The sequence below is a fragment of the Bythopirellula goksoeyrii genome, assembly GCF_008065115.1.
Lineage (GTDB): Bacteria > Planctomycetota > Planctomycetia > Pirellulales > Lacipirellulaceae > Bythopirellula > Bythopirellula goksoeyrii.
On record NZ_CP042913.1, the window covers coordinates 3232595 to 3245642 of the forward strand.

The window sequence follows — 13048 nt, forward strand, 5'->3', positions numbered from 1 at the left end:
CCTCCCCGCTCGATAGCTCGCGACCCTCCCGCAAGCGGGAGGGTGAGAACGCCTTCGGCTTCTTTATTCCAAGTAGCTGAGGGTGTCCGGCAATTGCACTCAATACTGCCAGAGGCGAAGCGAATTGTCATCCCGAGGTACTCCGAGGGATCTGGCCAGATTTCTCGGAGTACCTCGAAATGACAGAAAACGAATTTCTTGATACCCTCAAATAGCTTGATGTCCTACAGCCCGCCGCCAATCAACTCCAATTGATAGATCGGCAAGTGCCGATAATAGACCTCAAGCATGTAGGTTGAGAGGCAGGTGATGAAAAGTCGCCCCCCTTCGGTGTTCCAACGAAAGCCTTGCGGATCCCAACTTCCACGCTCGCGGCCTTCCTGCACCTGGTGCTGAGGAATCACGACTTTCATCTTGTCATTCCAAGTCCGCCAGTGCCGGCCTTCCATGTGGTGGCAAACTTGGGTGGCATAGTACCAGTAGTACACGTCGCGATCTCGCGTCCATTCGGGCAGATTGTCCAGCAGATGGTTTGTCCCGCGAACCAGGCGTTCGTCCTTGTGTCCCCAGCCGAGATACTGGCGGCATAACAATCCCTCGGCAGACATGCTCAGGGAAGGGCCACTATCTGTTTGATAACTGTATCGACTGCCATATTCGTGACTCACCGAATCGAGGAATTCTTCTACATTCGTTAAGCAAGGGGAGGGGACGCTGAGCTTTGCCATGCGTGCGCTTTGCAGCGCCATCACGAACCAGCCAGTTACCGAGAGGTCGCTCCCCGTGCCAGGAAAATACTTCCAACCTCCCTCCGGTGCCTGCACACTCACACAATAATCAATTGCTCGCTGGGCCGGATCGTGATACCGCTCATCGCCAGTCATACCGTACAGTTCGCAGATTGCAATCGTGCAAAGCGCCTGAGTGTAGAGCTGCGAAGTCCCCTGGCCCGATTGGAAGAAATTGCCATCGGCGTCCTGCTTGCTCAGCAGACCTGTCCAAGCCCGTGAAACAATATCGGTGAACGGCTCGTGTTTGTCACCTAGGGGCGTATATCCGGCTCCTTGAAAGGCGATGAGCGCCATCGCCGTTGCGGCCTCGGCATTTTCATTCCTGCCACCATCCTCGTAGGGACCGAGAAGACTCCACATACCGTTCTTGCTCCGATTGCGCGCTAGCCATCGCAAGGCTTCCAACACAGCACGCTGAGTCGCCGCGGTTCCTCCATAGGCATCCAGCAAGGCTTGCTGCATCCCTTGTTCACGACCCGAGAGGGCCAGTTGAATCGGATCAGAGGTCAACGGCATCGCACGAGCCAACAGGGGTGATTCGGTCGCCGTGGGAGAGAGTGCCACGGGATCAGCGATCTGCGGAACTGGTTCAGGAACCAGTGCGTCTTCAAGTTGCTGGTCGGGCGAGTCCAAGGGGATATCAAAATCTCCTCCCGCAGAAAGCGGATCCTCGGATTCATAATAGTCAAACAAGAGTACGAGATCATCACGCGTCTGTGGTGCAATAAAGATCAGCCCCAGAATGATTACGATCAGCATGTGCAGCGCAGCACTGAACAACCAGGGAGGGGACTCGGTGAAAAATTGGGTTGGGGACCACAACGGTGGCAGCGGATCTGGTTCAGTCCGTCTTGCTTTGGAAGAGGGCGTGCTGGTCGGCTTAATGGGAACTGAAGGGGGCGCAACCGGAGCCACAACGACCTCGGGAAGGTCGTCGCCGAAAGTCGGGCGAGGCTCCGATGTAGGCATAAAGAATATCTCCGTTCACCTTTAAGTCTAATCTTGCCCACGAATAGCGGCAAGGAAACCAGCTTTGTCACAAGCCTATGGATTACAACGTCTCCAGCCCAAAAACCTTCCCTTTTGGCTCGTAGTTTTGAATAAGAGTAACATCGGAGCCTGTCGACACTCAGCCCCGGCAGATTCGTTAGGCTCTCCCTCGTGAACTGCTAACAGCTACCTATCCTGCGGATTGGGGGAACTAAGCAGGAAGCGTGTGTAACCGGATTTGACCGATCACCCTCAAGTCCCCCAGTCTGGCGGTCCGAAGAACAGGGGATAACAAATATCGAGGATTGGGTATGAGAAGTGGTCTACTCGCTTTAAATTGCCACTTGCCGACCAGCCACCCTCGGTGGTAGGATTACCAATTCAAATGACGCGGGGTGGAGCAGCCAGGTAGCTCGCGAGGCTCATAACCTCGAGGTCGTCGGTTCGAATCCGGCCCCCGCCACTTTTGATAGGTCTTTGCTGAACAACCTTTTGTGGTGACCTGTTGACGTCGGTAGTGCGGCTTTTTTTCAACGAATAATGGCAAGTTGCTACTTCTGGCAGTTGAATGCGAAGTCTCATTATGTCGTTATCTAAAACTTCAGCGATCTCCAAGTATTGCCGCCAACTATCCAAGGATATTCGAGAGAGTTTCTCGCTTAATCTAGTTGGTTAGTTAGGAGCCGAGTGAGATGAAAAGTGGCTGGCCTAGCGATATCTCAAAGCCCAGGTTGCCAACTGGATACAGATCGTAAGATCTGGTCCTGGGTAAATGCACCTGCTACACTGAGACCTTGAATGGTCTAGTCTGTCTTGCCAGGCATTCCGTCAAGCAGAGCATATTCTTCTCATCACTTTTCAGGGGGCATTCGCTCCCCTAGCATGAGGGCTCTTGGCAGCTATGAAAATCGAACGTATCGCCCTGTTGGCAATTCTTGTGGCAGCATCCGTTGGAGTCATGCTGTATCGCACCACTGTGTACGATCGGCCTAAAACCACGGTGCAACCGAAGTTCGCGGTGATCACTGGTGGTTCGGGTCCTTACTGGCAGGCCATTGCATCCGGGGTGCAGTCTGCGGCTCGCGATCTCGACGCTGAAGTTGACGTTCGCATGCCCGATCACGACGAAGACTTGGAAGCGCAATCGAAAATCATCACCGATTTACTAGGGAACCAATACGATGGCGTCGCGGTCAGCCCGCTCGATGCCGAGGCGCAAACCCGCTCCATCAATCGTCTAGCCGATCATCTCTTTGTGGTAACGATTGACTCCGACGCCCCACTGTCAGCGCGGCTGGGTTACGTGGGAGCGAGTAACTTCGCAGCGGGTACTAAATGCGCTGAGTTGACCAAGGAGGCGGTGCCAGAAGGTGGCATGGTTGCCGTGCTACTTGCCAATCTGTCAAAAAGTAATATGAAGGATCGAAAATCCGGCTTTGCGCAGAATCTTATCGGTGGAGACGATGATGAGGCAACTTCCAACGACACCTACGAGATTGTCGACTTCTTGATCGACGAAGGTGATAGCGAGCGTTGCGCAAATCAAATTCGGCAAGTGCTCAAAGAGCATGACGATTTAGCTTGCATAGTCGGGCTGAATTCTCGTCACGGGCCCATCCTGTTGTCGGTCCTCAAAGAAGAGAACAAACTCGGCGACATAAAGCTAATAACATTCGATACGCCTGAGGAAACGCTCACCGGTGTCGAGCAAGGGCACATCTTTGCTACGATCGCGCAAGATCCGTATCAATACGGTTACGAAGCTATTCGGCTGCTGACATCGTACTGCAACCGTCCGAAGGAGATGCTCCCACCGCCTGGCCTCGAGAGCTCGATGAACATCAAAATCAAAGTGGTGCGAGCGGAAGACGTTGCAAGCTTTCGGGCAGACTGGCAGAAGCGGACACAGGAAAAACCGATACCTGCCAAGCCATCATAGACTGCGGGTATCCACTGCTCCTATGGTACTTCCATGGTGGTTTGCATCCAGAGATGTGGACCACTGCCGTCGACCGGAGGCAAGGGCCGAACGGCGTTTTCTGGCGGGCTACCAATTTGCCTGGTACAATTCAGTATCAGCAGCAAGAGTGCTTGAAGCGTTTACGATTCTATCGCTTCCTATGTTTGCCTGATAAACTGGATTAAATGGAGCTGCTCCTCAAAGTCACGTGCATCCAGGATATATTGTCTTGAGCGGCTAGAAATCATTCGGACAATTTTTGACGTAGAAGTAGTTTAGAGCATGAAGGCATACCTGTTATTTGGAATCTGCAACTGTGTGGTTTTCATATCAGGCGTGCTTCAAGCAGCAGTCCTCCCGAGCCTTCAATCTTCTTTGGCCAACTATTATTCGTTTGACCGCCCTCTTGGAGGCAATTTCGATTCGCTGATCGAGATCGACTTGGGTACTGACCAGACCAATATTGCCCTCCTCAACGGGGCACCGCGTATAGCCGATGCTGCCTGGAGCGGAAGCACTTACTCTCTTCAAACGGGCCAGAATAGTGATACTTTAAGCAATGATGATTGGAAGGCGGGCATTCAGTTTTTATCCTCTGCAGAATCCACTTTGATTGGCACTAAACATGTTACCGGCATTTCTTTGATGGGTTGGTTCAAACCCTTAGGCAATCATTTCGATAATCCCAGTCTCAACACGAATACGCCCGCAGGTGAGGATAGGTACAACGCTTTCGGGCTGTTCGGTCTGTTGCGTGGCGACGAAAACTTAGGAAATACCGATGGGCACGCCGTCCGTGCATTGCTAGAAGTGATTAACGATCGAATCACAGGCCTGGGACGACGGCTGGACTCTCAACCAGGCTCAGGTTCCATTCGATCGGTAGAGCGTTGGGATCAAATCATGATACCCGGTGAATGGTGCCATCTGACGGCAACATTTGACTTCGATCGGGGCGAAGTGGCACTCTATAAGAATGGACTGCCCATCGAGACCGAAAACCTGAGTGTTGGGAACTGGGATCTAACCGAAGGAATAGACTATACCTCGAACGAATCTGCGGGAGGAATCAAGATTGGCGGGAGCTTCCCTGACAACTCCCAGGAACGAAATCCATTCAATGGTCTCATCGACGAGTTGATGGCCTTCAACCAGTGGCTAACGCCAGACCTCGTATTGGCGCAATATCAATTAGTCAGTGGACTGCCGGGCGACTTGGACGGAGACCATGACGTCGATGGCGCCGATTTTCTTCAAATACAACGTAGTAGCCCACATTTACTGTCCTCATGGCAAGAACAGTATGGCATCGGAATCGAGCCACAAGCTTCGGCAACAAACGTCCAAGACTCTCTGGCCGCTCCTGAACCATCAGGAATCTGTCTGGCCTTTCTCGCTATGCTAATACCAATCGCAGTTGGTCGATAGAGACTTTTGACAATCTCAATAGCATTAGCGCATCTTCTCCTTTAGGATGGGCAATGGATGGACTACCATGGAGTCATATTCCGGTGCCTCGATAGCGGATAGTTCGTAAAGATTTCTCTCTCCTCTCATGCGAGTGTTTCAATGCATATTAGATACCTGATATTCACAATCCTGTGTATGCAAACTACTTCTGTTGCGTTTGCGCAACGCCAAATGGAGAATCTCACTCGTGGTACCGTAGCAGTTCGTCAGACAGATGGCGTGTATGTTGGTTGGCGACTGTTGGGAACAGATCCTGAAGGAATCGAGTTCAATGTCTATCGTCAGGTCGGCGACAGTGAACGCATAAGGTTGAACGACGAACCAATTAGTGGCGCGACGAATCTCGTCGATCGAGATGCTCCTAGGGACGGAGGGCTATCGTATACCGTGGTGCCGGTTGTCGATAGTCAAGAATTGAACTCGACGGTGGCGGCTAACGTGTGGGAACAGAGCTATCTAGAGTTTCCCATCCAACCCATAGACGACTATCGTCCTGGTGACGCGTCTGTTGCCGATTTGGACGGCGATGGCCAGTTGGACATCGTACTGCACCAGACTTCGCGCGGGCGCGACAACGGCTCAGCAGGTGTGACCGGTACACCAATCCTCGACGGCTACAAGTTCGACGGCACCCACTTATGGCGGATCGATCTTGGCAAGAATGTTCGCGAGGGAGAGCATTACACTCAGTTTATGGTGTACGATCTTGACGGCGACGGACGGGCAGAACTTGTCTGTAAGACAGCTGATGGTACGGTCGATGGTCAGGGCAAAGTTATCGGTGATGCTGAGAAGGACTGGCGAACCTTGGATGAAGGTTCTCAAAGGCACGGAAGGATTCTCGATGGTCCAGAATACCTGACTGTGTTCGACGGACTTACTGGCAAGGCTCTCCAAACAGTCGACTACATTCCGAGTCGTCTTCCTATTAACGGCTGGGGCGGAATTGGAGGCAACGCCGGCAACGATAATTACGGTAATCGCTGTGATCGCTTCCTAGCCTGCGTTGCCTATCTAGACGGTCGCCGCCCGAGTGTCGTTATGTGCCGTGGAGTCTACGGACGGATTGTGATGGCTGCTTGGGACTGGCGAGACGGTGAACTTTCGGTCCGGTGGGTGTTTGATTCGGGGATGAGCTATCCTCCGTATGCGAATGCCTCACCCTTTTCAGGAATGGGAGGTCATTCCCTTTCGGTGGCTGACGTTGACGATGATGGCAAAGACGAAATCATCTACCAGGCCATGGTGATTGATGACAACGGGAAAGGTCTGTATTCGACAGGTCTTCGGCATGGAGACGCTATGTACATCACCGACATGTATCCAAACCGTGATGGGATGGAGGTGTTTACCATACAAGAAAACGAGAACGACGCGGAATTATTCCAAACTCCTGGTGCGGCTATGCGAGACGCTCGGACCGGAGAAATACTTTGGAGCCACAGTCCAGTGATCGATGTTGGGAGCGGAATGGCAGCGGACATCGATCCACGATATCTCGGCTACGAAGCATGGGGAGGCCCGGGAGGTCTGAGAAACTCCGAAGGAGAGTCCATTGGCCCTGCACCTCGGGAGACAGGATGGTCGGTCTGGTGGGATGGCGACCCGCTCCGCGAACTCCTGTCCCCAGGCCGACCTGAGCGAAGTCGGACACCCCAACGCGGAAGTGCCGCTCGAGAGGCGCGAGGAAATGCTGAGCCTCGCCCCAATATCGAACAACTTCGCGGACCTCGCGAGGATCGCGATGAACAAGATACGCAGGCGCGATCGCGTTTTCGGGAAACAGAACTCCCAGACCAACAGCAGAATCGCGAACTTTTACGGCGCCGCTTCGGCCCCCAGCCGACACGGATTTCTAAGTGGAATTGGAATACGGAAGAAATGGATCCGCTGGTAGAGCTTGATGGCGTTTCGTTTAGCCGAGGCCCCAGCATCATGGGGGACCTAATTGGTGATTGGCGAGAGGAGATACTCCTGGCGTCGCCTGACGGCAAGTCGCTACGACTCTACACGACGACTATTCCTACCGATTTACGATTGCCCACTCTGTTACACGATCCTCAATATCGATTGGGACTCGCGTGGCAAAACGTTGTCTACAATAAACCGTGTTATCCCAGTTACTACTTGGGAGACGGGATGAAAACTCCAACACGCCCCCACTTGAACTTAGTCGGCAAGGGAGAAGCCATCGAGTTGAAAACTGCCATAATAAAATGAGTCACTGTCAACGAGCATCACATTGTCGCCAAGTCCGAATCGTCATCACAAGGTGGCCATTGGAGATGGACCATTTGACAGTTTTGCCGCCGTTCTACAATCCTGCGAAATCGGCTAGCAATCTAAGGAATCGACCGTTTTGTAAATCACTTGCGATGAGTATTACCAGGTGGATCGAGCGTGAAGTCATAAGTGGGCTGCTCTGCGCTGACCGTGGTTTTCAGGTCGGATGTGCGCACTTGCCCATACCTTGGGTGGATTTTAGGACGCGAGGGTTTATCGAGATCGTCGCCGATCGATTCTTGCACAACAACAATGTATTCGCCAGGTGCAATGCCTCTCGAATCCTCACTGGCACGCGCTACGTAGGCACCACTGCCATCAGCACCGCCTGTAAAAGTCTTTCCGTCTGTCCCTCGAAACATGATGGTAGCCGACGGCAGCGGTTCGCCATTCTGAAGTGTGATGGTTCCGGAAACAGGAACGGTTGTATCATTCCCACCGCCACAGCCAACACAGAGTAGGAGTAGCGTGACTTTGACAAATTGCTGCCCCAGTAATTTGTCAAATGGCCGGGCTGGCATAACTGGCAAATCCTTTTCTCATACAGGCAAATATAAAGGTCTGCTCCCTTGCAGACTTACCAATGAAGGCATGAGCTTCTAAAGTTCGTCCAAACCTACAACTTCTCCACCCGCTCGAGTAACAAGCTGCTCGATAACTGCCAAGTCAATATCTTTATTGACCGATCTACCGCTTGCATCGCCGAGTATGACATTCATGATTCCGGGATGGGCAGACCCTGCCCAAGCACCGATATTCCCTTCGAACATCTCATTCTGGGAAATCCTGCCCCCTTGCTTGTTGGAGATTGGTAGACCACGGGGCAAGCTATTAGCAATCAGATCGCTCGTTCCAAGAATGATTCCTGGATTGTCACCACCGTCGTAGATCGAGTAGCGTTTTGACATCCAGAAAGAGTTTTCGCTGATGATGAATGTGTTAGAAAGCCCGTCAGTGATCGTACGAAAACTCGTCAGCGACTTGTAGTCGGTTAAATTGGATGGAGCTCCAGGGATCTCGATGAGTTTAGGTGGAATAATCGCACCGTCGAAGTACTCCTGGGCATTGCCAAGGTTTGCATTGCCACCTACTGCAAACCAGGTACTCGAAACGCAGGCGAAATCACCACGTATTCCTCGATACGACGCATTAGGTAGTCCCGTACCCGAACCGTCGGCGTTGATGCTATCGTGATAGCGGCTGGGACAAATGAATGTTTCTACCGGAGTGGTCAAAAAAGTCTCCGATTGATTAACAAACTTATCTTGAATGTTGAGAAATTGACCAAGATTCGTCTGTTCAATATGAGGAAGAATCACCGCTGCCCAAGTCATCCAACCATCGATGATCCGGCTTGGCGGCAACTCCTTCCGAGTGTCGTGGTAGCCGTGGACCGCAATACCGATCTGTCGGCAGTTGTTTAGGCATTGAGTCCTTCGGGCGGCCTCACGTGCTGCTTGTATCGCGGGCAAGAGCAGGGCTACCAGTACACCAATGATGGCAATGACCACCAGCAGTTCTACCAAGGTGAAACCCAGTGTACGACCCTTCATGGGGCGCTTCATGTTCGTCACTCCTATAATCTTTGTCTTTGCGTTTCTCGGTCCGCCATTACCGAAAACGACCCAATGAAAGCATCGTCGCCGAAGCGAGAAACATCGTGATTAATATGCTAGAGGGCTCAGGAACGCTGCTAATCGCCGATATCGATCCCGTATTGCCATAGTTGGCTCGCCAAGTATTGAGATCTCCAGCAGTCAGTGGATTGGGCGAATTGCCTCTTTGCCAAGTCAAGAAATCACCACTATCCACACGTCCGTCGACATTAAAGTCGCCAGTCAGGTCGACGATCGGCTCATAGACAACCGTGCCTTGAGAAGCCACAACGGCCCCTTCCTGAAGAAACTGAAACACCAGGTCCTTCGAACCAGCGGTATTGAATAGGTTGCCTAACTCAAGAGTAGCCGTTCCACCAGGACCAAGCCTAGTTGCATTCAAGGGATCAACCTCGCCGATCTGACCATTGGTGACATTCAATAGCTCAAGCCATTCGCCTCCAGCACTGTTTTGATCGTCGAGACTATCCCAACTGCCGGAAGTGAGTGAAGACGATGCCGAATTTACCACGTACCCATCAATATCAACTGCAGTGCTAGACAAGTTGCGAATTCTCCCTTTGCCTGTATTTGGATCGACGTGAAGGATCAGATTATTTACGAAGGTTCCAGTGATCTCTACCAGCCCAGGAACAATCTCACCACCAGGAGTCGTGTACTCAAAGGAAATATCTCCCGCAGGCGGCCCAAAGGTTCCTGCAAACGGATTATAGATTGAACCCAAGGAAACACTGCTACCGGAGCCGAGAGAGCCAGATCCGGCCGCTTTGAGTTCTGAAAGATTCGTAGCACTTGGGTTGGATTCTGTCCAACCTCCACCTAGTCCACCACTAGTGGCAAGACTATTCCATGTGCCGCTAACCAGCGAGCCTTGTGAGGAAAGAATTGAATACCCATCAAGATTGATCGACGACCCCCCCGGTTGAGTAATTGTGCCGGTCCCAGTATTTCGATCAATCTGTAGTACTAACACTTCTTTCAGATTCAAATCGAGACGCTCGCGACCACCACCCAGGCTGGTAGTGGATACGAATAGGTTTTGGCCTGATGTGAGGGACGCGTTGGTCGATAGTGAGCTGAAATTGCCATTCACTGCCGATGCTTCTAGCAGTGGCCAGCTTGAATTAATTGTTGGCGCGCCTGCGAAATTTACATGAAGCGAGCCACCCAGGTTGGCAGCATTCGTGGCGTTGAGGGTCGCCGAATTGGATCCGCTAATCTCAGTTGTATAGCTATTGGAACCGTTGAAAGTGATAAAGTCATTAGACGAAAAATTAGCATTGGAGAAAGTGTGAAAATTGGAGCTAAAGGAAGCAGATCCCACGGTCATGATAGCAGTCCCTGCCGAGGCTGAACCAACCGTAACCAAGTTCGCGGAATTAGTTCCGGTCGTCAAAGGGCCAGCGGCTTCAAGAGATCCACCAGGCAGCACTGTCACTGAGCCCGTTCCCGTGCCACCTACAATGATTCCCCCGTTTTGCAGAGCGGAAGGACTGTTGACGTTTACCTTCAAATCACCTCCACTGCGGACTTCCAAGTGACCACTTCCAATTGCGGATGACCCCAACAAAATCGCACCTGGCTCAAGGACGGGCACGTCAACGAATGCGGTGCCACCAGAGTTAATGACTGCCCGCTCATCAAACTGAGAAGAAGGAATATTCATTAACGTTCCATCGGACCAGTTGCCATTCAGATTCCAGGTAGCAGTCCCAGTTGGTTGGAAGGAATTATCTATTTGACCGAAGACGACAGACGAACTGGCCGTCAGACAGATCAATATTATTCCTAATTCTAATAAGCAAGATCGTTTCATGGTGAGTTATCCTTCAGTAGGTTTTAAAATCGCCATGCTGGCGTTGACGTTTTCAAGTTGTAAGTAGCTCGGTTGTCTAGCTACGAGAAGAGTCCAAATGTAGTTGTGAAAAAGCTTAGCTCCGCCTACGAGCTAAGGACCCCCAACCGGCAAATCCCAACATTGCCAGTAGGACAGTACTAGGTTCGGGCACTTGAGTTGAAGTTGAAAGCGCGGCGATTGGATTTGCCGGGGGATAGTTGTTTTTCCATTCGCGGAAATCCTCGAAGAAGACCAAATTGTTGCTACTCAAATCTCCTTCTATGCGTGTCGCCGGGGTCTGTCCGAAATTGCTCCGGATCACTTGCAAATCGGCCAAGTCGACTGCTTGATCTTCGTTGACATCACCAGGCCCGGGGGGCTGAACGTCAGTGGTTCTCAATGCAAAACCGAAATCACGATTGTTCGATGTATTTCCATTCTCAATGTAGTACCGGCCAGCAGTGTAATTGTCTGTGCCGTTGTTACTATGAAACCAGTTCCCGTTGTTCGTTGACTCATCGAAATTGGAAACCTCGATCCCATATCCGGCGTTATCAGAATTACCCACGTCACCGCGGGCATCGAGGGTGAACGAGTCGGCACCGGACAATACAAACTCAAGTGTTGTTGAACTCGAGGGAACGTTAACGGTATTGGGGACCGTTATCGTCTTAAATGGTGCCCCGTTCGGTGTCCACGTGCTGGTAGTAACGTCGTCAACGTTATAGAAGTCAATAATATATCCGCCTTGACCAGCACCGTGGGCATGCGAGAGGATGATCCCGCCGACGTAGAAGGTTTCAGCAACCTGAAACGATTGCCGCAGTTGTCGCGTGCCACTAATGCCACGCCCAGCTACGCTGAATTGTTGAGGATCGAGCGTAAACGTACCCTCGACTCCAGCTTGATCAACCAGAGGAGTTCCCATTGTTGGAGATGGTGGATATCCTCCGTCAGATGTAAATGTAATCGCAGCCTGTGCGATTGAGCAATGCGCGATGAACAAAGTAGAAACCAGTGCACCAGCTTGAACTTTGCAACTGGCGAAACGACACCTGGAGAAAGTAGGAACTTTCCAATCACGACGTTTCCGCCATCCAGCCAACAAGAAACCGGCCAAAGCCAACATCCAAGATGAAGGTTCGGGGACTACAGCGGACGCAGCAATCAGCGGAGGGACGTTGCTCTTCCATTCGCGGAAGTCGTTAAAGTCGACGACTCCGTCGCCGGTAAGATCACCCTGGAGTCTGCCTCCAACTAGATTACGAAGGTTGTCGCTGATAATGGTGAAATCGTCCAAGTCTACCTCCCGGTCGTTGTCTACGTCGCCTGGCACAGCAGCCAATGCGCCTTCGGCAATCAAAGCTAGTCCAGCATCACGCTCTGGACGAGAAATCGTTCCGTCTTCCCGATAGAAGACGCCATCTGCATAGTCATCGATACCTGACGCAGTCACCCGCAAGCCCCCCATAGAAGTTACCCCGTCGAGGCTAGAAATCTCGATTCCATAACCTGTCGTTCCGGTATTTCTTACCGGTAGGTTGATTACGTCTGCACCAGTGAAAGTAAGACCCAATCTGTCAGACGTCGCTGGGATCGAAGTAGTCTGGGGAATAGTCCAGCTGTGAAACGGTGTAGGAGAGCTGGCTCCGAGAGCTGCAGTCCAAGTGGTGGCATTTACGTCGTCCACTTGATAGAGACTGATCATCAGCCCCCCTTCACCAGCGCCTGAGTTAGCGGTGCCATCGGTGCCACTGAGTCGCAAGCTCAACACGGCTTGACCGATATCAAATGCGGCATCGTTTTTGAAAGTTTGTCGCAGCATTCGGGTTTCGACGAAAGCGTGCTCGGCCGTGCTGTAAGCAGAGGGATTCGTTGTGTAAACATCGGCAAAGTCAAGTGCTGGATCACTGGTCAAACTGATCGCAGCCGAGACTGTACCAGAATTGCTCGCAAAGATCACAGCGGAAAGTATTGCCATCCCAAAAGGGGAGACTCCGAATCTCAGTTGCCGTGGTAGCGTGCTCATTTTGCTGTTTCTCCTTCACAATTATTCTTGGGAAGCCTGGGGTTAAGGCTCGGGTTCATCAGGAATCGCACC

The 13048-nt window shown here is 51.9% G+C and carries 8 protein-coding genes and 1 tRNA gene; 4 read left to right on the top strand and 5 right to left on the bottom strand.

The genetic code is table 11. The annotated features are described in order from the left end of the window. Positions 1-224: 224 nt before the first annotated feature. On the bottom strand, positions 225-1760 hold the full coding sequence (locus Pr1d_RS12910) for a prenyltransferase/squalene oxidase repeat-containing protein (protein ID WP_148073918.1): 1536 nt from the start codon (positions 1758-1760) through the stop codon (positions 225-227). A 410-nt stretch (positions 1761-2170) separates the two neighbouring features. Here Pr1d_RS12910 and Pr1d_RS12915 point away from each other — a divergent pair. From Pr1d_RS12915 to Pr1d_RS12930, 4 genes are all read left to right on the top strand, one after another. Beyond that, positions 2171-2244, top strand: a tRNA-Met gene (locus Pr1d_RS12915). A 438-nt stretch (positions 2245-2682) separates the two neighbouring features. Beyond that, complete coding sequence (locus Pr1d_RS12920) at positions 2683-3720, top strand: substrate-binding domain-containing protein (RefSeq protein WP_148073919.1); 1038 nt, start codon at positions 2683-2685, stop codon at positions 3718-3720. Between the two features lie 303 nt (positions 3721-4023). Further along, entirely contained in the window at positions 4024-5169 is a 1146-nt protein-coding gene (locus tag Pr1d_RS12925; RefSeq protein WP_148073920.1) for a LamG domain-containing protein, read from the top strand. Positions 5170-5346: 177 nt separating this feature from the next. Then, entirely contained in the window at positions 5347-7431 is a 2085-nt protein-coding gene (locus Pr1d_RS12930) for a rhamnogalacturonan lyase (RefSeq protein WP_148073921.1), read from the top strand. Between the two features lie 146 nt (positions 7432-7577). Here Pr1d_RS12930 and Pr1d_RS12935 read toward each other — a convergent pair whose 3' ends face one another. From Pr1d_RS12935 to Pr1d_RS12950, 4 genes are all read right to left on the bottom strand, one after another. Then, positions 7578-8015, bottom strand: coding sequence for a carboxypeptidase-like regulatory domain-containing protein (locus tag Pr1d_RS12935; RefSeq protein ID WP_148073922.1), 438 nt, complete (start codon positions 8013-8015; stop codon positions 7578-7580). Between the two features lie 78 nt (positions 8016-8093). Next, complete coding sequence (locus tag Pr1d_RS12940) at positions 8094-9059, bottom strand: DUF1559 family PulG-like putative transporter (protein WP_148073923.1); 966 nt, start codon at positions 9057-9059, stop codon at positions 8094-8096. 46 nt (positions 9060-9105) lie between these two features. Continuing rightward, complete coding sequence (locus Pr1d_RS12945; protein WP_148073924.1) at positions 9106-10926, bottom strand: hypothetical protein; 1821 nt, start codon at positions 10924-10926, stop codon at positions 9106-9108. Between the two features lie 115 nt (positions 10927-11041). Then, positions 11042-12976: a PEP-CTERM sorting domain-containing protein gene (locus Pr1d_RS12950; protein WP_148076372.1), complete on the bottom strand. Its 1935-nt coding sequence runs from the start codon at positions 12974-12976 to the stop codon at positions 11042-11044. Between the last annotated feature and the right edge of the window lie 72 nt (positions 12977-13048).

Excerpts from the sequence above, each read along its gene's own strand:
- Pr1d_RS12930 (WP_148073921.1), top strand. The coding sequence starts at position 5,347 with ATGCAAACTACTTCTGTTGCGTTTGCGCAACGCCAAATGGAGAATCTC.
- Pr1d_RS12925 (WP_148073920.1), top strand. The coding sequence starts at position 4,024 with ATGAAGGCATACCTGTTATTTGGAATCTGCAACTGTGTGGTTTTCATA.
- Pr1d_RS12935 (WP_148073922.1), bottom strand. The coding sequence starts at position 8,015 with ATGCCAGCCCGGCCATTTGACAAATTACTGGGGCAGCAATTTGTCAAA.
- Pr1d_RS12950 (WP_148076372.1), bottom strand. The coding sequence starts at position 12,976 with ATGAGCACGCTACCACGGCAACTGAGATTCGGAGTCTCCCCTTTTGGG.
- Pr1d_RS12920 (WP_148073919.1), top strand. The coding sequence starts at position 2,683 with ATGAAAATCGAACGTATCGCCCTGTTGGCAATTCTTGTGGCAGCATCC.
- Pr1d_RS12940 (WP_148073923.1), bottom strand. The coding sequence starts at position 9,059 with ATGAAGCGCCCCATGAAGGGTCGTACACTGGGTTTCACCTTGGTAGAA.
- Pr1d_RS12945 (WP_148073924.1), bottom strand. The coding sequence starts at position 10,926 with ATGAAACGATCTTGCTTATTAGAATTAGGAATAATATTGATCTGTCTG.
- Pr1d_RS12910 (WP_148073918.1), bottom strand. The coding sequence starts at position 1,760 with ATGCCTACATCGGAGCCTCGCCCGACTTTCGGCGACGACCTTCCCGAG.